Here is a 21,311-nt window from a genome sequence, read left to right as displayed (position 1 = left end):
GCGCGGCCCTCAAGGCTTGTCAGTCAGGTTTTTGCCGAGCATCCGCACCAGGATGATCGCCGCGATATTGGCAATGACCACGGCAATCAAGCCGCCGGCCGAGGCCATGCCCACATCGAACTGCACCAGCGCCTGGTTGTAGATCAGGTAGGCGAGGTTGGTCGAGGCGTAGCCGGGGCCGCCGTTGGTGGTGGTGAAGATTTCGGCGAACACCGAGAGCAGGAAGATGGTTTCGATCATCACCACCACGGCGATGGGCCGGGCCAGGTGCGGCAGGGTCAGGTGCCAGAAGATCGCAATCGGGCCGGCACCGTCCAGGCGCGCCGCTTCTTTCTGTTCTTGGTCCAGGGACTGCATGGCAGTCATCAGAATCAGGATGGCGAAGGGCAGCCATTGCCAGGACACGATGATGATGATCGAGAGCAGCGGGTAGTGCGCCAGCCAGTCCACCGGCTGCGCGCCAAACAGCTTCCACAGCGCCGCCAGCACGCCGGACACCGGGTGGAAAATCAGGTTCTTCCAGATCAGCGCACCGACGGTGGGCATGATGAAGAACGGCGAGATCAGCAGCACCCGTACCAGCCCGCGGCCGAAAAACTCACTGGCCTCCAGTAAGGCGCTGATCAACACCCCCAGCACCACGCTGATCAGCAGTACGCTGCCAACCAGCAACAAGGTATTGGTGGCGCCGGGCAGAAAGCCCGAGTCGGTGATGAAGTAAGTGAAGTTCTCCAGGCCCACGAATTGGTTTTCGCCGGGGTAGAGCAGGTTGTAGCGGATCAGCGAAAAGTACAGGGTCATGCCCAGCGGCACGATCATCCACAGCAGCAACAGGGCCACCGAGGGGCTGACCAGGAACCAGCCGGGGTTGCGCAGGCGGCTTTTAGACGTATTCATGACAATCAGAACCCATTGGAGGCAAACAGAATCGGCCTTGGAATGCGGTCAATGTAGGCGCTGGCTTGCCAGCTCCCACATTGACGGTGGTGAGCCTGAGCTATTTGGGGTAGCCGGCGCGCTTCATTTCCCGCTCGGTGGTGGTTTGCGCCGCCGCCAGGGCCTGGTCCACGCTCTGCTGGCCGGTCAGGGCGCCGGAGAAGAACTTGCCCACCTGGGTACCAATGGCCTGGAACTCGGGAATGGTCACCAACTGGATACCGATATAGGGCACGGGCTTGACGGTCGGTTTGGTCGGGTCCGCGACTTTCAACGACTCCAGCGTCACCTTGGCAAAGGGGGCGGCCTGCATGTATTGCTCGCTGTAAGTTGAGGCGCGGGTGCCTGGCGGCACATTGGCGATGCCATCGGTCTTGGCCACCAGCGCGCCGTACTCCTTGGACGTCGCCCAGGCACTGAAGACCTTGGCGGCGTCCTTGGCCTTGGAGCTGGCCGGGATCGCCAGGGACCAGGAATACAGCCACGAGGTGCCTTTGTCGGTGACCTGCTGCGGGGCAAAGGTGAAACCCACGTGGTCGGCGACTTTGCTCTGGGTCTTGTCGGTGACAAACGAGCCGGCGACGCTGGCATCCACCCAGATCGCGCATTTGCCGCTGTTGAACAGCGCCAGGTTTTCATTGAAGCCGTTACTCGAGGCGCCGGGTGGGCCGGACTTCTTCATGTTGTCGACATAGAAGTTCAGCGCGTCCTTCCACTCAGGACCATTGAATTCGGGTTGCCACTTCTCATCGAACCAACGCGCGCCATAGCCATTGGCCAGGGTGGTGATCAGGGCCATGTTCTCACCCCAGCCGGCCTTGCCGCGCAGGCACAGGCCGTACTGCTCCTTGCTCTTGTCGGTGAGCTTTTGCGCAAACTCGCCAATCTGCACCCAGGTCGGATGCGCTGGCATGTTTAGCCCGGCAGCCCTGAACAGGTCAGTGCGGTAGTAGGTGATGGAGCTTTCGGCATAGAACGGCAGGGCGTACAGCGAGCCCTTGACCGAAAGGCCGTCGCGCACCGAAGGGAACACGTCGTCCAGGTCGTAGGAGGCCGGCAGATCCTTCATCGGCTCCAGCCAGCCCTTGGCGCCCCAGAGTGCGGCTTCGTACATGCCGATGGTCAGCACATCGAACTGCCCGCCCTGGGTCGCAATGTCAGTCGTCAGGCGTTGGCGCAGCACATTCTCTTCGAGCACCACCCAGTTCAACGTGATGTCCGGATGCTCGGCCTCGAAGGTTTTCGAGAGCTTTTGCATGCGGATCATGTCGCTGTTGTTGACGGTGGCAATGGTCAGGGTTTGCGCGCCAAGGCTGACGGCGCTGAGGGTCATGCAGGTACAGGCAAGCAGAGCTTTTGCTGAGAAATTCATCGCGCACTCCATTTCTGCGCCCAGGGGCTGCAGAAGGACAGTTTTTGTTGTTGTGTCTTCCCAGGCGGCAGGAAGAGTGTGCGTCGATTACAGCCTTCTGCAGGCGCGGTGACAAATCCTTGGGAGCACTTGAAGTGATACTTTTTTGCACTGGGCTGCAAAGCGTTCAATATCTAGCAGGGGAGCGGCGACCTGTTATTTCTGACAGTAGACGGGAAAGAACAGGAGAGGGTTAATAGTTTGGTAAACCTAACCAGGAGATGTTTATGAACTGCTCTCGCGTCAATCCCCAAGGCCACACCCTCTATAAAATCGCATTGGGCTTACTTATGGCGGTTTTTATCGGGGGCTGTAAAACACCACCTCCGGAACCACGCGAACCTCCTTGTACTCAGGCGGGGTATTTTAAAAGTACTGACAGAGTCGGGGGGTTCTACCGATGTGTGTATGACAAAGAGATCCAGCGTTGGATTCAGTATCCTTTTACATGTCCCGTCGGGCTGGAGTTTGACGAGCGTGTGACCGCATGTGTGAGGCCCTGATATTTTCGGAAAGCACTGTCTGTTGGGTGAGCCAACGCATAAAAACCAGGGGATAAGTGCTTTGCACCTATCCCCTGGTTTGCGGTAGCTCAACCCGGAAAGTGTCGCTGTTGGATCCAGACGTCATCTATATCGTAGACCCCGCCAGTTGTCGGATTCATAACCGCGATTGAGGCTTGAAAATTACCGCCTTTCCAATAACCCATGTACTCATCGACATAGTTCCATGTATTAAGGTTTGTTACGGTAATGTTGCGCGTCAAATTAGCCAGGTGAATATACATGCTGGTTGGCCCGCCAATGCTTGCAAACTTGTTGACCCTGTATTTGAACCTGACTCGATAATACCCATAGTCGACCGGGGTATATATTTTGTAGATTCTGACACCATCCCCTGTCATGGGTCCGTGCCGCAGGTAATAGTTGCCGTCCGCCTCGCGCTGGATGCTTTTCTGTTCGGGGTACTGGCTGATCCAGCCATTCATGAACCCACCGGTAAAGGGCGTTTTGTCTGAGATCAGCAGGCTCAATATGGAATACGTAACCGCGGGAAACTCAAGTGCTTGCCACTCATCAGTACTGTGATTGAGGGCCACTTTGAACTGCATTGTCAGTCGAGTGCCGTTCCCCAGGTCTCTCAGGTAGGTATTGAGTACCGTCAGCAATTGATACCCTTGATTCAACCACCCATCACTCACCCGTGCACCCTGGGTACCATCCAGCAGGGTCAAGTTGTGTGCCGTGCCGTCGGGTTTGTTACCGATCAGGCGCAGCCATACGGGCTGGTTCCTGGCAATGAACGGCCAAGTCCCCAACCTTGCTGTTGCATCACCGATCAACTCGTCCACATTGAGTACGCCGTTAGCTGCTTCATCAATACGGATCACGGTTTTGTTCAGTTCGGCCGCAGGAATAGCCTTCAGCGTAACGGTCAACACTGCAGACGAACGGAGTTCGCCATTGCGCCAGACCGTATATTTCAAGGTCAAGGTGGTGTCATGGTTGCCAATATTGGCTGCAATCAGCGCCGCCGGCAGGTCGAAGGTGACCGTCCCATCCGTTTCTCCGTCTTTTGGTCCGATCAGCCCTGAGCCTGCTCCCGGCGCGCCGACCACCTCCAGGGTGAGTCTGTCGGAGGTATACATCGGGCTATACGTCGCGTTTACCTTGGCCCCGTACTGTGCGACGAGTGGCAACAGGGTCACCGAGCTGCCAGAGCCGGTAGCCCCCACCAATTCGGGTAGCGGAAACTGCGCCGGGACGGCCTGGACGGTATACCTGCGTTCCGGGAACCACAGGGCATTGGACTTGTTGTTGGTTTGGTCGAACGTCGCGCCAAAACGCATGAGAAATTGCGAGCCATCCTTGAGCTGGCGCAGTTCAAGTACCGGTGCCGGTGACTGGATACCGTTCTGTTCGCCGGTATAGGTCACCAGGTCGCCGTCGAACAGCACAGCGTAGAACGGTGTGTCATTGGCATACGTGCCACTGAGTTCAAACCACATCCGTTGATAGCGACTGATAAAGCTCCAGCGTTCGACCATGGCGCGTTCGGTACCGATCAACCGGCTGATGTCCAGCACGCTGGTGGTATGGCCTTCGAGGTAGGGCAGGGGCAGCACAGGCGCCAGCAGGTACAGGCTCAGCACCGGCGAAGGTTTTTGATGGACACCTAACAAGACGAAGTACTGCACCTCGATGTAGCGCCCGTAGCCATTGAGGTTGGCCCCAATCACCTCTGGGGGCACCTCAAAGTGCACGGTCTTGGAGGTATTGCCATCCTTCGTTTCACAATGGGTCCCAATCTCCGGGATACCGGTCCAACACGCGAGTACCCGATGGCTGGACAGCATCTGCGGGTAGGTGACGGCAATGGTCGCCCCGTGCAGCGCGGCCTCGGGCACCAGTTGGTCGGGATAGCGCTGGGCTTGCAACACTTCCGGCCGCAGCAGGTCCAGGGCTTCACCGACGGTGACGGTCAACACTTCCGAGTAGCGCGTGGCACCGCCACTGGCAGGCACCAGCGAATAGCTGAAGCGAATTTCGCCATTCCTGCTGGCAACGATCAGCGCCTCATCCAGGTTGAACAACACGGGTTTGCCCGCCGTTGCGGAGTTGAGGGAAATCTCGTCACTGGCCGAACCGTTGCTGGTAGCCCCCAGCAAGGTCCACTTGAAGACATCGCCTGGGATTGTTCGTGTGTACGGCAGGGTCGCCTGGACCAGGCCGCCTTTTATGCGCGCCGGGTCCAGATTGTTGAACTCGTCCACATATTGCATCTGCGGCGATGGGAGATCGGCATAGCGCAGGCCAAAGGTCACTTCCAGTACCTCGGACTTGCGTATGGCCTGGATGGCGGGGTTCATGACCTGTGTCGTGCCGTTATCGACGAGGTAGAACACCCGGACGGGGCCAAGCCCGACGAAACGTTCGAATTTTTCCTGGAGGACAATCCGATACCGCTCTGGCGGCGGCTCGGCGCCTGCCAATAAGGTCTCTTCATAAAACACCAGGCCGCCTCCTGACCGCACCGCCTCCATACGCAGTGTCACGTTGTAGTTGCGGTCGTAAGGGGTGTAGCGCGGAAAGATGACTTTGATATAGGGATGTTCAGGGTCAATGTTGCCGCCTTCGTTCTGCTCGATGGTCATCGCCGGCATCGTGCTTTTCGTACCATGAACCGTAATGTTCCGGCGCTGGGAGCGGGCGAGGAACACGCCACCGGCTGTTGTCAGGGTGTATTCGAACTGCATGTGCCCATTGAGCACTGCTTCGAGGTCTTTCAGGTCTATCGGGACGGTGGACGACAGCTCGATTCGCGCTGGAAACGGCGCCAGGGTCCTCTCAAAGGACGCGCCCGCAGCATCGGCCCCGCTCAACGTCACGACAATCAAGGCCCCGGCCGGTGTCAGCGTGCCATCAGGCAGCCTTCTGGGCACCACCATTTCCAAGAAGAAGCCTGAACTATGGATATCGAGATTGACGTCAATGACGGAGTACCCGCCTACCACGAAGTGCGCTGCCGGGAGCAGTTTACGATCCAGATTGCTCACCACCGTGACGGCCTGCGACCACTGCTGCAGCTCACCGGAATAGTTGAACACCTTGTCATACAGCCGGAAGCGAATAATGACCTCGCCACTGCCGCCCAAATAGATGGTTGACTCAGGGATCACCACGGTAATGGGCTTGATGCCGGCGACATGCTCGTCATCAATCCGCAGCTTCGTCGGATGGCCGTTCCAATGCACTTCGGCAGTGTCACCTACCGTGATATTGGGGTAGGGGTCGATTGTCAGTTCCACGTTCTCCTTGGCGCGTTCGGGGTCAAGATCATTGCCCACCAGGTCGGGCGGCAGGTGTATCACCAGCTCGGTGTGATAGGACAATGCAGGATCTTTACTGACCCCGCCCGGGCGAGTGGTCTTGACATACCAGGTCTCACGAGGGGAAGTACTGGGGATGTCAGTACCTCTGCGAGTGACCTCGACAAAACAGGGATAGATAAAGTTTTCCGGAATAAGCTCCGGAAAGATGACCAACTGCAAAAGATGTTTGTCCAGATCCTCATCCCTGACCTGATCCGAGGCGATGGCAAAGTGATCGCTGCCCATATAGAACTTGTAGGAGTCACCTACCTCGAGTTTGGTCCAGCGCTGTAAATGCAAGGTCATCCAAGGCCGGGTTGAGCTGATGCCGAGCCCACGCGCAGCTCCCGGCAGCGGGATCACCTGGTCGCTGACAAAGGGTGGGGCCAACTCGTCTGCATCAGTCGGTTGCCCAGGTTCGGGGTTATGCGGCAGGCGAGGCAAAGCGGGCGGAGTAGGTGGCGCGGGCTTCTTCATCGAGGGTGCTCCTTGTGCAGGAAAACTGGACAAAGACATCACACACCCAAGGTGGTCGTGCAGGTAACTGTCAAAATTGACAGTGGCGACGGGCGGTTGTGAATGAAGCGTTCTCAGCCGCTCAGGCCAGGTTCTGCTCGGTCAGGCGCTGTACCGCCAGGCGTCGGTAATGCGACGGCGTCATGCCTTTGAGCTGCTGGAAGCGCCGGTTGAAATTGGAGATGTTGTTGAAGCCCGACTCGAAGCACACATCGGTCACGGCCTTATCGCCATCGGCCAGCAGTTCGCAGGACTTGCTGATCCGCAGGCGATTGACGAACTCGATGAAGGTGCGGCCGGTGGCTTGCTTGAACACCCGGGAAAAGTAGGTGGGTTTCATCCCCAGGTAATGTGCGACTTCTTCCAGGGACAACTCCCGCGCGTAATGGGCAAAAATGTAGTCCACCGCACGGTTGGTCCTGTCGATGCTGTGCTCATCGGCCAACTGCGCGGTGGCTCCTCCCGACAGCACTTGGTAGTCCTCGCAGGCACAGAGCGCCTCCAGCAGCACAAAAAAATGCCCCAGCCGCGCCATCCCATGGGTGTCTTCGATGCGCTGCATCAAGGTCAACGCCTGGGCGATGGTCTTTTGGCAGCGGAACTCAATGCCGTATTGTGCCCGCTCCAACAGCGGCGAGAGGCTCTTGAGTTCAGTGAAGACCTGGCTGCCGCCTTCCAGCAACTCATCGGTGAAATTCACCAACATGTCGCGCTTGGGCACCACTTCGTCTTCCTCCACCTGGCTGATCCAGTTGTGAGGCAAGTTGGGGCCGGTAAGGAACAGGCTTTGCGGGTGGAAGTTGCCGATATAGTCGCCGATAAACACCTTGCCGGAGCTGGCAACAATCAGGTGCAACTCGTACTCCTTGTGGAAGTGCCAGCGCACCAGCGGGCAGGGGAAGCCGTGCTGGCGGTAGATGATGGACAGGCCGTTGTGATCGTCCATCAACTCGTAGGAAGGGTCGGTGATGCGCGTTGCTCGGCTCATGCTGGCGTCGCTTTTATTGTGGTTGCGCAGCCGATAATGCCCCGTTGCGCGCCACCTCGCCAGCGTCGGTGTTTAAAGAGCGCGGTTTTTTGCCTCGATCCACTGCGCCATGTACTGGGTACTTTTATGCAGGTGGTGGCGCAACATGCTGCCGGTAAAGTTGTTGCGCCGGTGCTGCGCCAGTTCGCCCAGGCAATGTTGCAGGCGTTCAACCAGTGCGCGCCCGTGGACCTGCGGGGCAAAGCGACGGGCCAGCAGCGCACGGCCATTGGCCTGGGCCTCGGTCCAGGCTTGCCGATCCTCGTATAGCGCCACGGCAGCGGCGGCCAGGGCCGTGGCGCTCTGGGCGACCGTCCCGGGCCAGGGCTGCCCGTCGGTCATGCCTTCGGCACCGATGGGGGTGGTAATGCTCGGGGTGCCGCAGAGCATGCCATCGGCCAGCTTGCCCTTGATCCCGGCACCGAAGCGCAACGGGGCCAGGCAGATGCGCGCAGCCGACATCACTTGCAGGGCGTCCTCGGCCCAGTTCATCACATGAAAACCCTGGGCCGGATTGTGCAGCGCGGTGGCCTTGGGGGGGGTGTAGGCACCATAGATGTGCAACTGGGCGCCGGGGAGCTGCTGGCGAATCAACGGCCAGAGGCTGTTTTTCATCCAGAGCACGGCATCCCAGTTGGGGGCGTGGCGGAAGTTACCGATGCTCAGGAAATGCGCGCGGTCCTCATAGGGGATAAACCCCTCGCTGGGCGCGTCGATCATCAACGGGCACCAGTGGAGCAGGGCGGCGGGCACCTTGAACTGTTCGGTGAGCAGTTGGATCTCCACATCGGAAATCATCAGGCTGATATCGCAGCGGTAGATCGCCGCGATCTCGCGCTTGGCCAGGTCGGTATCGGCCATCCTCTGGAACTCTTCGTCCAGGGCCGGGGCGAACACGGGGCTGAAGTCATCCGCGTGTGGCTGCTGCTTCAGGTAGTCTTTCAGGCGCTGCTGGCGGGCATCGCGCAGGCTTTGCAAGTCCGAGGTTTCCAGGACGCGCAGGGCATCCGGGCAATGCTTCTCCACCCGCCAGCCGAACTGCTCCTCCATCATAAAGCGATCGAACAACACGATATCCGGGGCCAGCTCACGGATAAATTCGTCGAAACTGCAGTTGTTGAGCTCGATGGCGCATTCGCGGATACCCAGTGCCGCCAGGTCAGCCTTGTGCTCACCGATAGCGGCCGGGCTGCTGAAGGTGATGGCCCAGCCTTGCGCCAGAAAACTTTCCAGGATCTGCATCATATGCCCGCCGGCGGCCGAGGAGCGGGGCTCCGGCCAGACGTAACCGATAACCAGGACGTGGGTGGCAGGCTGACTTTTCAACGGTGAATTCCTTCAAGGGCAGGCAAACGCGGCGCAATTAAACCACAGCAGCCCGGCGCGGGCGCAGTCATGACATTTTGTGTTCGGCCATAGGTGTCATTCGCACTTTGTGGTTAACTTCCGCCTCTCGAATTCGTTTCATCTAACCCAGCATAAGGATTCCGTTCATGGCTCAAGTCACCCTCAAAGGCAACCCGGTCCAGGTTGAAGGCCAGTTGCCGCAAATCGGTAGCCAGGCCCTCGACTTTTCCCTGACCGCAGGCGATCTGTCGGACGTCACCCTGGCGACTTTCGCCGGCAAGCGCAAAGTACTGAACATCTTTCCAAGCGTTGACACCCCGACCTGCGCCACGTCGGTACGCAAGTTCAATGCCCAGGCCAACGAGCTGAACAACACCGTTGTACTGTGCATCTCCACCGACCTGCCATTTGCCCAGGCGCGTTTCTGCGGCGCCGAAGGCCTGGAAAACGTGAAGAGCCTGTCGGACTTCCGCAGCGCCGATTTTGCCGTTGACTACGGTGTATCCATTGCCGACGGCGCCCTCAAGGGCCTGACCGCCCGCGCCGTGGTGGTACTGGACGAAAACGACAAGGTGCTGCACAGCGAGCTGGTTGGCGAAATCGCCGAAGAGCCAAACTACGAAGCGGCCCTGGCTGTACTGAAGTAATTGCGGCAGCGCGTTACTGTCGCTTTGCAGTAACACGTATGATGCATGCTTGCGGCCTGGCCTAGTCCAGGCCGTTTTTATTTGTGCTTCAGCGGTTTAGGCCAAATAGCTGATGTTGCCCCACGAAAAGTAAATGTTTGTAAGCCTGAAGGTAAATAGCCGGTAAAGGCGCTTTTCTAAACGCGCCCCAGTGCTTATCTTTCAGCCTCCCACAGTAGAAGCCCTCGCCTCCAATGGTTGATCAATCCATGCAATCGTCCCCCCGTAGTTCCCGCCGCTGGCTGTTTGGCTTGCTCGTCCTGTTGGTTGTTGCCTTCCTGTGCTGGAAATTCTGGCCGACCGGCGCCGCCCAGAAGGAGGCCCCGGCAGCCAGGACCAGCAAGACCGGGATGATGCGTCCCGGCTTCGGCGGCTCGGGTGCGGCGGTGCCGGTACGCGTCGCACCCGCGGTCGCAGGGGATTTTCCGGTGTACTACAAGGCACTGGGCACGGTGACGGCCTTGAACACCATCAATGTGCGCAGCCGGGTCGGGGGAGAACTGGTCAAGATCGCCTTTGAAGAGGGGCAGATGGTCAAGGCCGGCGACCTGCTGGCGGAAATCGACCCGCGCAGTTATCAGAATGCCTTGCTCCAGGCCCAGGGCACGCTGATGCAAAACCAGGCGCAGTTGAAAAACGCCCAGGTTGACCTTGAGCGTTATCGCGGCCTCTACGAACAGGACAGCATCGCCAAGCAGACCCTGGACACCGCTGCCGCGCTGGTCCTGCAATACCAGGGCACGGTCAAGACCAACCAGGGGGCGGTGGATGACGCCAGGCTCAACCTTGAGTTCACCAAGATCCGTGCGCCTATTTCCGGGCGCGTTGGCTTGCGCCAGTTGGACGTCGGTAACCTGGTGGCGGCCAATGACACCACCGCCCTGGCGATCATCACCCAGACCCAGCCAATCAGCGTGGCGTTCACCTTGCCGGAAAACACCCTGCAAACCGTACTGGCCCGCTATCGCGGTGGCAACAAGCTGCCGGTGCAGGCCTGGGACCGTGGCGACCTGCAACTGCAAGCCACCGGTGTGCTGCAAAGCCTGGACAACCAGATCGACGTTACCACCGGCACCCTGAAATTCAAGGCGCGCTTCGATAATCACGACCAGGTGCTGTTCCCCAACCAGTTCGTCAACGTGCGGCTGCTGGCCGACACCCTGAAAAACGTGGTGCTGGTACCTTCGGCCGCGATCCAGTTCGGCACCAATGGCACCTTTGTCTACGCCCTGGACGGTGACAAGAAGGTCAAGATTCGCACCCTGGTGATTGGTGAGACCGATGGCCAGAACACCGTGGTCAAGGAAGGCCTGGCCGCCGGCGACCGCGTGGTACTGGAAGGCACTGATCGCCTGAAAGATGGCACCGATGTGGAAGTGGTCAACGACAGCAACCAGGTGCCCACCGGCCCGACCGAACACTTGCAGGGCAAACCCGCGGCACAAGGCGAAGGCAGCCCGGCGGCTGACGCCGGCAAGGCGCAAAAGGCCGGCGCATGAACCTGTCACGGCTGTTTATCCTCAGGCCCGTTGCCACCACCCTGAGCATGCTGGCCATTGTCCTGGCTGGCCTGATCGCCTATCGCTTGATGCCGGTGTCGGCCTTGCCCCAGGTGGATTACCCGACCATCCGCGTCATGACCCTGTACCCCGGCGCCAGCCCGGACGTGATGACCAGCGCGGTCACCGCGCCCCTGGAACGGCAGTTCGGGCAAATGCCGGGCCTGACGCAGATGGCCTCCACCAGTTCCGGCGGGGCCTCGGTCCTGACCCTGCGCTTCAACCTCGACGTCAATATGGACGTGGCCGAGCAACAGGTGCAGGCGGCGATCAACGCGGCCAGCAACCTGTTGCCCTCGGACCTGCCGGCGCCGCCGGTGTACAACAAGGTTAACCCGGCCGATACCCCGGTACTGACCCTGGCCGTCACCTCCAAGACCATGCTGTTGCCCAAGCTCAATGACCTGGTCGATACGCGCATGGCGCAAAAGATCGCGCAGATCAGCGGCGTGGGCATGGTCAGCATCGCCGGCGGCCAGCGCCAGGCCGTGCGGATCAAGGTCAACCCCGAGGCCCTGGCGGCCAATGGCTTGAATCTGGCCGACGTACGCAGCCTGATTGCCGCCTCCAACGTCAACCAGCCCAAGGGCAACTTCGACGGCCCGACACGGGTGTCGATGCTCGATGCCAACGACCAGTTGGTATCGCCCGAGCAGTACGCCGAACTGATCCTGGCCTACAGCAACGGTGCACCGCTGCGCCTCAAAGACGTCGCGCAAATCGTCGATGGCGCAGAAAATGAACGCCTAGCCGCCTGGGCCAATGAAAACCAGGCCGTATTGCTCAATATCCAGCGCCAGCCGGGCGCCAACGTGATCGAGGTGGTGGACCGGATCAAGGCGCTGCTGCCGAGCATCACCGACAACCTGCCAGCCGGCCTCGACGTGACGGTACTCACCGACCGCACCCAGACCATCCGCGCCTCGGTCACCGATGTGCAGCATGAACTGCTGATCGCCATTGCGTTGGTGGTAATGGTGACGTTCCTGTTCCTGCGCCGTTTCAGCGCCACCATCATCCCGTCGATTGCCGTGCCGCTGTCGCTGATCGGCACCTTTGGCGTGATGTACCTGGCTGGCTTCTCCATCAATAACCTGACGCTGATGGCCCTGACCATCGCCACTGGGTTTGTGGTGGACGATGCCATCGTGATGCTGGAGAACATTTCCCGCTATATCGAGGAAGGCGAGACGCCGATGGCGGCCGCGCTCAAGGGCGCCAAGCAGATCGGCTTCACCCTGATTTCCCTGACCCTGTCGCTGATCGCGGTCTTGATCCCGCTGCTGTTCATGGCCGATGTGGTCGGGCGGCTGTTCCGCGAATTTGCCATCACCCTGGCGGTGGCGATCCTGATTTCCCTGGTGGTGTCCCTGACTCTGACGCCGATGATGTGCGCACGCCTGCTCAAACGCGAACCCAAGGAAGCAGAACAAGGGCGTTTCTACAAGGCCAGTGGCGCGTGGATCGACTGGCTGGTTGCCGCCTACGGGCGCAAGCTGCAATGGGTGCTCAAGCATCAGCCGCTGACCCTGTTGGTGGCCATTGCCACCCTGGGCCTGACGGTGGTGTTGTACCTGGTGGTGCCCAAGGGCTTCTTCCCGGTGCAGGACACCGGGGTGATCCAGGGCATTTCCGAGGCACCCCAGTCGATATCCTTTGCGGCCATGAGCCAGCGCCAGCAGGAGCTGGCGAAGATCATCCTCGAAGATCCCGCAGTGGAAAGTCTTTCTTCCTACATTGGCGTCGATGGCGATAACGCCACCCTCAATAGCGGCCGCCTGCTGATCAACCTCAAGCCCCATAAAGAGCGGGACTTGAGCGCCGTCGAGGTGATTGCACGCCTGCAACCGACACTGGACAAACTGGTGGGCATCCGCCTGTTTATGCAGCCGGTGCAGGACCTGACCATCGAAGACCGTGTCAGCCGCACCCAGTACCAATTCAGCATGTCCTCCCCGGATGCCGACCTGCTGGCCCTGTGGAGCGGCAAGCTGGTACAGGCCCTGAGCCAGTACCCGGAACTCACCGATGTGGCCAGCGACCTGCAGGACAAAGGCTTGCAGGTGTACATGGTGATCGACCGCGACGCGGCCTCGCGCCTGGGCGTGTCGGTAGCCAATATCACCGACGCCCTGTACGACGCCTTCGGCCAGCGGCAGATTTCCACGATCTACACCCAGGCCAGCCAGTACCGCGTGGTGCTGCAGGCCCAGTCCGGCGAAAGCCTGGGGCCGGACGCGCTGAACCAGATCCATGTGAAAACCACCGATGGCGGCCAGGTGCGCCTGTCCAGCCTGGCCCGCATCGAGCAGCGCCAGGCGCAGTTGGCGATTACCCATATCGGCCAGTTCCCCGCAGTAATGATGTCATTCAACCTGGCCCCCGGCGTGGCCCTGGGCAAGGGTGTGGAGCTGATCAACCAGGTGCAGAAGGACATTGGCATGCCGGTCGGCGTGCAGACCCAGTTCCAGGGCGCCGCCCAGGCGTTCGAAGCCTCGCTGTCGAGTACGTTGCTGCTGATCCTGGCGGCAGTGGTGACCATGTATATCGTGCTGGGCGTGCTGTACGAGAGCTATATCCACCCGATCACTATCCTGTCGACCTTGCCATCGGCAGCGGTGGGGGCTTTGCTGGCGTTGCTGCTCACGGGCAATGACCTGGGGATGATCGCGATCATCGGCATCATCCTGCTGATCGGCATCGTGAAGAAGAACGCGATCATGATGATTGACTTCGCCCTCGACGCCGAACGCAACCAGGGCCTGGACCCGCAGACCGCAATCTACCAGGCGGCGTTGTTGCGTTTCAGGCCGATCCTGATGACCACCCTGGCGGCGCTGTTCGGTGCGGTGCCCTTGATGCTGGCCACTGGCTCCGGCGCAGAGTTGCGCCAACCCCTGGGCCTGGTGATGGTCGGTGGCTTGCTGTTGAGTCAGATCCTCACGCTGTTTACCACGCCGGTGATCTATCTGTACTTCGACCGCCTTGGCCGTCGCTGGCGCAAGTCCGAAGCGCTGGAGCCGGTTGAGCCATGAACCTGTCCGGACCTTTTATCCGCCGGCCGGTAGCCACCATGCTGCTGAGCCTGGCGATCATGTTGCTGGGTGGTGTCAGTTTCAGCCTGCTGCCAGTGTCGCCGTTGCCGCAGATCGACTTCCCGGTGATTGTGGTCTCTGCCAGCCTGCCTGGCGCGAGCCCGGAAGTGATGGCGTCTACCGTGGCCACGCCGCTGGAACGGTCCTTTGGCGCGATTGCCGGGGTCACCACCCTCAGCAGTTCGTCCAGCCAGGGCTCGACCCGGGTGATTCTGGCGTTTGACTCCGACCGTGATATCAACGGCGCGGCGCGGGAAGTGCAGGCGGCAATCAACGCCTCGCGCAACCTGTTGCCCAGCGGCATGCGCAGCATGCCCACCTACAGGAAGATTAACCCGTCCCAGGCACCGATCATGGTGCTGTCGCTGACCTCGGACGTGTTGCCCAAGGGCCAGCTCTACGACCTGGCGTCCACCATCCTCTCGCAAAGCCTGTCCCAGGTACCGGGCGTGGGCGAAGTGCAGATCGGCGGCAGCTCCCTGCCGGCGGTGCGCATCGAGCTGGAGCCCAAGGCCCTCGACCAGTACGGCGTGTCCCTGGATGAAGTGCGCGACACCATTGCCAATGCCAACGTGCGCCGGCCCAAGGGCTCGGTGGAAGATGGCGAGCGCAACTGGCAGATCCAGGCCAATGACCAGCTGGAAAAGGCCAAGGATTATGAGCCGCTGCTGATCCGCTACCAGGACGGTGCCGCCTTGCGCCTGAGCGATGTGGCGAAGATCAGCGATGGCGTCGAAGACCGCTACAACAGCGGTTTTTTCAACAATGATGCGGCGGTGTTGCTGGTGATCAACCGCCAGTCCGGCGCCAACATCATCGAGACCGTCAAGCAGATCAAGGCCCAGTTGCCGGCGTTGCAGGCGGTTTTGCCGTCCAGCGTCAAGCTCAACCTGGCCATGGATCGTTCGCCGGTGATCACCGCCACCCTGCATGAGGCAGAAATGACCCTGCTGATTGCCGTGGCCCTGGTGATCCTGGTGGTGTACCTGTTCCTCGGCAACTTCCGCGCCTCACTGATCCCGACCCTGGCGGTACCGGTGTCGCTGGTGGGCACCTTTGCGATCATGTACCTCTATGGGTTTTCCCTGAACAACCTGTCGCTGATGGCCCTGATCCTCGCCACCGGCCTGGTGGTGGACGATGCCATCGTGGTGCTGGAGAACATTTCCCGGCATATCGACAACGGTATAGCGCCAATGAAGGCAGCGTACCTGGGGGCCAAGGAGGTCGGTTTTACCCTGCTGTCGATGAACGTGTCGCTGGTGGCGGTGTTCCTGTCGATCCTGTTTATGGGTGGGATTGTCACCAGCCTGTTCCGTGAGTTTTCCATCACCCTGGCGGCGGCGATCATCGTCTCGCTGGTGGTTTCGCTGACCCTGACCCCGATGCTCTGCGCGCGCTGGCTCAAGCCCCATGTCAAAGGGCAGGAGACCGGTTTGCAGCGCTGGAGCCAGAAGGTCAACGACCATATGGTCGCGGGTTACGCCCGTAGCCTGGACTGGGTGCTGCGGCACAAGCGCCTGACCCTGCTCAGCCTGTTCGTGACCATCGGGGTGAATATCGCGCTGTATGTGGTGGTGCCCAAAACCTTTATGCCGCAACAGGACACCGGGCAATTGATCGGTTTTGTGCGCGGCGATGACGGCCTGTCATTCAGCGTCATGCAGCCGAAGATGGAGATCTTCCGCAAAGCCGTGTTGCAAGACCCGGCAGTGGAAAGCGTGGCGGGTTTTATCGGTGGCAGCAATGGCACCAACAACGCGGTGATGCTGGTGCGCCTCAAGCCGATCAAGGAACGCCAGCTGTCGGCCCAGGCGGTGATCGAGCGCTTGCGCAAGAACGTGCCCCTGGTACCCGGTGGCCGCTTGATGCTGATGGCCGACCAGGACCTGCAATTTGGTGGTGGCCGCGACCAGACGTCTTCGCAATATTCCTACATCCTGCAAAGTGGCGACCTGGCGGCCTTGCGCCTGTGGTACCCGAAAGTGGTCGCCGCGCTGCGCGAGCTGCCGGAACTGACCGCCATCGACGCCCGCGAAGGGCGGGGTGCGCAACAAGTGACGCTGATTGTCGATCGCGATCAGGCCAAGCGCCTGGGCGTAGACATGAACATGGTTACCTCGGTGCTGAACAACGCCTACAGCCAGCGGCAGATTTCCACCATTTATGACAGCCTCAACCAGTACCGGGTGGTGATGGAGGTCAATCCGAAATACGCCCAGGACCCGATCACCCTCAATCAGGTGCAGGTGATTACCGCTGACGGCGCGCGAATTCCGCTGTCGACCATTGCCCACTACGAAAACAGCCTGGCCGACGACCGCGTCAGCCACGAAGGGCAGTTTGCCTCCGAAGACATTGCCTTCGACATGGCCCCCGGGGTCACGGTGGAGCAGGGCACGGCCGCCATCGAGCGGGCGATTGCCAAGGTCGGCTTGCCGGAAGACGTGATCGCCAAGATGGCCGGCACCGCCGATGCCTTCGCCGCCACCCAGAAAAGCCAGCCGTTCATGATCCTCGGCGCATTGGTCGCGGTGTACCTGGTGCTGGGGATTCTCTATGAAAGCTACATTCACCCACTGACCATCCTCTCGACCCTGCCCTCGGCCGGGGTCGGCGCGCTGTTGTCGATCTACGTGCTGGGCGGCGAGTTCAGCCTGATCTCGCTGTTGGGCCTGTTCCTGCTGATTGGCGTGGTGAAGAAAAACGCGATCCTGATGATCGACCTGGCCCTGCAGCTGGAGCGCAAGGAAGGCATGCAGCCCCTGGAATCCATACGCAGTGCTTGTTTGCTGCGCTTGCGGCCGATCCTGATGACCACCCTGGCGGCGATCCTCGGGGCTTTGCCGTTGCTGCTGAGCACCGCCGAAGGCGCGGAAATGCGCCAGCCCCTGGGCTTGACCATTATCGGCGGGCTGGTCTTCAGCCAGATCCTGACCCTTTACACCACCCCGGTGGTTTACCTCTATCTCGACCGCCTGCGCCACCGTTTCAACGGCTGGCGCGGGGTGCGTACCGACGCTGCCCTGGACACTCCGCTATGACCGAATCAATTGTTTTCCGGGCCCCTGCACTGACGATGATGTTTTGCGCCGTGTTCCTCAGCGCCTGCGCCATCGGCCCCGATTACCAGCGCCCGCAAGTTGCCGAGCCGGCGCAGTACAAAGAAGCCCAGGGCTGGCGCCAGGCCGCCCCTAGCGATGCCCTGGCCCGTGGCGCCTGGTGGGAGCTGTATGGCGACCAGCAACTCAACAGCCTGGTGGACAAGCTCAACAACGCCAACCAGACCGTGGCCCAGGCCGAAGCCCGCTACCGCCAGGCCCAGGCCACGGCACGCAGCTCCCGTGGCGCGTTCTTTCCGACCGTCGACCTGAGCGCCGGGAAAACCCGCGCCAGCCAGGGCACGGGTAGCAGTAATGCGAGCTTGAGCAGCTCCAGCAGTGGTATCCGCGACACCCTCAACACTCAGTTGGGGGTGAGCTGGGAAGCCGATATCTGGGGCAAATTACGCCGAGGCCTGGAAGCCAGCGACGCCAGCGCCCAAGCCAGCGCCGCCGACCTGGCGGCCATGCGCCTGAGCCAGCAGTCGGAACTGGTGCAGAACTACCTGCAATTGCGGGTCATGGACGAACAGACGCGCTTGCTGCAAACCACCGTCGAGACCTATCAGCGCTCGCTGCAAATGACCCAGAACCAGTACCGCGCCGGTGTCTCAGGCAAGGACGCCGTCGCCCAGGCCCAGACCCAGCTCAAGAGTACCCAGGCCAGCCTGATCGACCTGATCTGGCAACGGGCGCAACTGGAAAACGCCATCGCGGTGTTGATCGGCGAACCTCCCGCCATGTTCAACCTGGCGGTGAGCAAGGACATACCGGCACTGCCGCAGATTCCTGCCAACCTGCCATCGCAACTGCTGGAGCGCCGCCCGGATATTGCCTCGGCGGAGCGCGCAGTGATTGCCGCCAACGCCAATATTGGCGTGGCGAAAACCGCCTACTACCCCGACCTGACCCTGAGTCTGGCCGGTGGTTACTCCAGCAGCACCTATGCCGACTGGATCAGCCTGCCCAACCGCTTCTGGTCGGTGGGGCCGAAACTGGCGATGACCCTGTTCGACGGTGGGCAGCGCTCGGCAGAAGTTGACCGCGCCGAAGCGTCCTACGACGAAACCGTGGCCAAGTACCGCCAGACCGTACTCGACGGTTTCCGCGAGGTGGAAAACTACATGGTCCAGCTCAAGGTTCTGGAAGACGAGGCGGGCGTGAGCAACGAGGCCCTGGAGTCCGCACGGGAATCCCTGCGCCTGACCCAGAACCAGTACAAGGCCGGCCTGATTGCCTACCTGGATGTGGTCAACGTCCAGGCGACGGCGTTGAGCAACGAACGTACCGTGCTGACCTTGCTGCAAACCCGGCTGGTGGCCAGCGTGCAACTGATTGCGGCGTTGGGCGGTGGTTGGGATGGCCAGTTGGAGCCAAACAAAAAACCCTGACCCTGTCGGCGATGGTCGTCAACGATAACGGATGAACAGCTGATAAACCCTCAGGGGGGTATTACTGACGCCATCGCGGGCAAGCCCTCTCCCAAAGGGCGTATTTTGCCTCCCCAGGCCGTACATTTTCAGTAATGGCCTTGTGACAATATTCCACCTGTACGAGAATTACTCTCGCTACAATCCCCCGACTTTTCCCCGGCACGGACGCCGTTCGCATTGTCATCCATGAGACGTCACATGCTTACCGGCAGTTATTCCCCCGCGTTGGTCCTGATCTCCCTGTTTGTGGCCATCCTGGCGTCTTATACCGCCCTGGACCTGACCGGTCGGATTGCCACCGCCAAGGGCCGGGCTGTGTACCTGTGGATGGCCGGCGGCGCCCTGGCCATGGGGATTGGCGTGTGGTCGATGCACTTTATCGGGATGTTGGCGTTTAGCCTGCCCATTGCCCTGGGCTACGACATGGGCATAACGGCGCTGTCGCTGTTGATCGCCGTCCTGTCCAGTGGCTTCGCCCTGTGGCTGGTCAACCAACCGCGTCTGCCGGCCTGGCAACTGGGGTTTGGCGCCTTGATCATGGGGGCGGGGATCAGCACCATGCACTACACCGGCATGGCCGCCATGCGCATGATGCCGGGCATCGACTACGACCCCACCTTGTTCACCGCCTCATTGCTGATTGCCGTGGGGGCCTCGGCCGCCGCCTTATGGATTGCCTTCAAACTGCGGCGCAACACCCCCTATGTACGCCTGGCACGGAGCGCTGCGGCGGTGGTGATGGGCGTGGCCATCGTCGGCATGCATTACACCGGCATGGCGGCGGCGCGTTTTGCCGATGGCAGTTTTTGCGGGGCGTCGGTGGATGGCCTGAGCGGCACCGGCCTGGACAATCTAGTGTTGGTGACCACCCTGGCAATCCTGGCCTTCGCGCTATTGACCTCCTTGCTCGATGCGCGCCTGGAAGCACGCACCGCCGTGTTGGCCGACTCCTTGAGCCTGGCCAACCAGGAACTCACCCACCTGGCCCTGCACGACACGCTGACCGGCCTGCCAAACCGTACGCTGCTGGCCGATCGCATTCAGCAGGCCACCCAGTTGGTCGCGGAGCAAGGTGGGTGTTTTGCTCTGATGTTTATCGACCTCGACGGTTTTAAACCGGTCAATGACGCCTTTGGCCATCATCTGGGTGACCAATTGCTGCGCGAGGTGGGCCTGCGCCTGCGCGAAGACCTGCGCAGCCAGGACACCCTGGCGCGGATCGGCGGCGATGAGTTCGTATTGCTGGTGCAGTTGAGCCAGCCCGACGATGCGCTGCGTCTGGCCGAACGCCAGGTGGGATTGATCAACCAATCGTTCCGCGTAGCCGAGCATGACCTGAGCATCTCCGCCAGTGTCGGCATTGCCCTGTTCCCCGGTAACGGCGCGACGCCCCAGGAACTGTTGATGAATGCCGATGCGGCGATGTATCACGCCAAGAGCATGGGCAAGAACGGCTACAGCTTTTTTGATGTGTCAATGAACACCAATGCGCGCAAGCAACTGCAACTGTTGCAGGATTTGCGCAAGGCGGTTGAGCAACAGCAGTTGCGCCTGTACTACCAGCCCAAGTTCGACGCCCTCAGCGGTCGCGCCATCGGTGCCGAAGCCCTGTTGCGCTGGGAGCACCCACAACACGGTCTGTTGCTGCCGGACAAGTTTATCGAGTTGGCGGAAAAAACCGGGGTGATCATCGCCATCGGCGATTGGGTGCTCAACGAAGCGTGCCGGCAAATGCAGGTGTGGTTTGCCCAGGGGTACCGGGACTGGCGTATTGCGGTGAACCTGTCGGCCCTGCAGTTCTGCCATGCCGGGCTGGTCACCAGTGTGGCCAACGCCCTGCAGCGCCACCAGTTGCCGGCCAATAGCCTGACCCTGGAAATCACCGAAACCACGGCCATGAGCGATGCCGATGCGAGCATGCGGGTGTTGCAGGAACTCTCGAAAATGGGCGTGGATTTGTCCATTGACGACTTTGGCACCGGCTACTCGAGCCTGATGTACCTCAAGCGCCTGCCGGCCAATGAGCTGAAAATCGACCGTGGCTTTGTGCGCGACCTGGAGCACGACAGCGACGATGCCGCCATCGTCTCGGCAATTGTCGCCCTGGGCCAGGCCCTGGGCCTGCGCATCGTTGCCGAGGGGGTCGAGACCGACATGCAGCAGGATTTCCTCACGCGCCTGGGCTGTAACTCGCTGCAAGGCTACCTGCTGGGCCACCCACTGCCGGCGGATACCTTTATGAGCGCCATCGTGGCCAGGGAGCGCTTGACCCCACCGTGAGATCAATTGACCCCGGTCCATGCAAAACCTGACAGGCGCAGGTATTCTT

At 60.7% G+C, this 21,311-nt stretch carries 12 protein-coding genes; 7 read left to right on the top strand and 5 right to left on the bottom strand.

Going from position 1 to position 21,311, the window contains the following annotated elements:
• Positions 1-9: 9 nt before the first annotated feature.
• The gene (locus PSFL_RS09170) at positions 10-897 is read right to left on the bottom strand and encodes a carbohydrate ABC transporter permease (protein ID WP_057436634.1); all 888 of its coding nucleotides are present in this window, start codon (positions 895-897) and stop codon (positions 10-12) included.
• Positions 898-997: 100 nt separating this feature from the next.
• On the bottom strand, positions 998-2,308 hold the full coding sequence (locus PSFL_RS09165; RefSeq protein WP_120733176.1) for a sugar ABC transporter substrate-binding protein: 1,311 nt from the start codon (positions 2,306-2,308) through the stop codon (positions 998-1,000).
• Between the two features lie 260 nt (positions 2,309-2,568).
• Here PSFL_RS09165 and PSFL_RS09160 point away from each other — a divergent pair, with 260 nt between their 5' ends.
• Positions 2,569-2,850, top strand: a complete 282-nt coding sequence (locus PSFL_RS09160) for a chitin-binding domain-containing protein (RefSeq protein WP_081044227.1) — start codon at positions 2,569-2,571, stop codon at positions 2,848-2,850.
• Between the two features lie 89 nt (positions 2,851-2,939).
• Here PSFL_RS09160 and PSFL_RS09155 read toward each other — a convergent pair whose 3' ends face one another.
• From PSFL_RS09155 to PSFL_RS09145, 3 genes are all read right to left on the bottom strand, one after another.
• Positions 2,940-6,695, bottom strand: coding sequence for a hypothetical protein (locus PSFL_RS09155; protein WP_397469934.1), 3,756 nt, complete (start codon positions 6,693-6,695; stop codon positions 2,940-2,942).
• Positions 6,696-6,816: 121 nt separating this feature from the next.
• Positions 6,817-7,722 (bottom strand): AraC family transcriptional regulator, encoded by a 906-nt coding sequence (locus tag PSFL_RS09150; RefSeq protein ID WP_057436628.1) that lies wholly within the window; start codon positions 7,720-7,722, stop codon positions 6,817-6,819.
• A gap of 72 nt (positions 7,723-7,794) precedes the next feature.
• The gene (locus tag PSFL_RS09145) at positions 7,795-9,087 is read right to left on the bottom strand and encodes a glycosyltransferase (protein ID WP_397469933.1); all 1,293 of its coding nucleotides are present in this window, start codon (positions 9,085-9,087) and stop codon (positions 7,795-7,797) included.
• A gap of 167 nt (positions 9,088-9,254) precedes the next feature.
• Here PSFL_RS09145 and tpx point away from each other — a divergent pair, with 167 nt between their 5' ends.
• From tpx to PSFL_RS09115, 6 genes are all read left to right on the top strand, one after another.
• Positions 9,255-9,755 carry a thiol peroxidase gene (gene tpx, locus PSFL_RS09140; protein ID WP_057436626.1) on the top strand — a complete coding sequence of 167 codons (501 nt, stop codon included), beginning with the start codon at positions 9,255-9,257 and terminating at the stop codon, positions 9,753-9,755.
• A gap of 233 nt (positions 9,756-9,988) precedes the next feature.
• Positions 9,989-11,293, top strand: a complete 1,305-nt coding sequence (locus PSFL_RS09135; protein ID WP_397469932.1) for an MdtA/MuxA family multidrug efflux RND transporter periplasmic adaptor subunit — start codon at positions 9,989-9,991, stop codon at positions 11,291-11,293.
• The gene (locus PSFL_RS09130) at positions 11,290-14,388 is read left to right on the top strand and encodes an MdtB/MuxB family multidrug efflux RND transporter permease subunit (protein ID WP_057436624.1); all 3,099 of its coding nucleotides are present in this window, start codon (positions 11,290-11,292) and stop codon (positions 14,386-14,388) included. Before PSFL_RS09135 ends, PSFL_RS09130 begins: the two co-directional genes overlap by 4 nt.
• Complete coding sequence (locus PSFL_RS09125) at positions 14,385-17,492, top strand: efflux RND transporter permease subunit (RefSeq protein ID WP_057959463.1); 3,108 nt, start codon at positions 14,385-14,387, stop codon at positions 17,490-17,492. The genes PSFL_RS09130 and PSFL_RS09125 overlap by 4 nt, the downstream gene beginning before the upstream one ends.
• Positions 17,489-18,940, top strand: coding sequence for an efflux transporter outer membrane subunit (locus PSFL_RS09120; protein ID WP_169960340.1), 1,452 nt, complete (start codon positions 17,489-17,491; stop codon positions 18,938-18,940). Before PSFL_RS09125 ends, PSFL_RS09120 begins: the two co-directional genes overlap by 4 nt.
• Positions 18,941-19,180: 240 nt before the next feature.
• Complete coding sequence (locus tag PSFL_RS09115; protein ID WP_120733163.1) at positions 19,181-21,262, top strand: bifunctional diguanylate cyclase/phosphodiesterase; 2,082 nt, start codon at positions 19,181-19,183, stop codon at positions 21,260-21,262.
• Positions 21,263-21,311 lie beyond the last annotated feature (49 nt).

Source organism: Pseudomonas sp. DD1 (assembly GCF_044510355.1).
Taxonomy (GTDB): Bacteria; Pseudomonadota; Gammaproteobacteria; order Pseudomonadales; family Pseudomonadaceae; genus Aquipseudomonas; species Aquipseudomonas shahriarae.
Note: the sequence above shows the minus strand (reverse complement) of the source record. Positions and strands in the feature narration are given on the sequence as shown.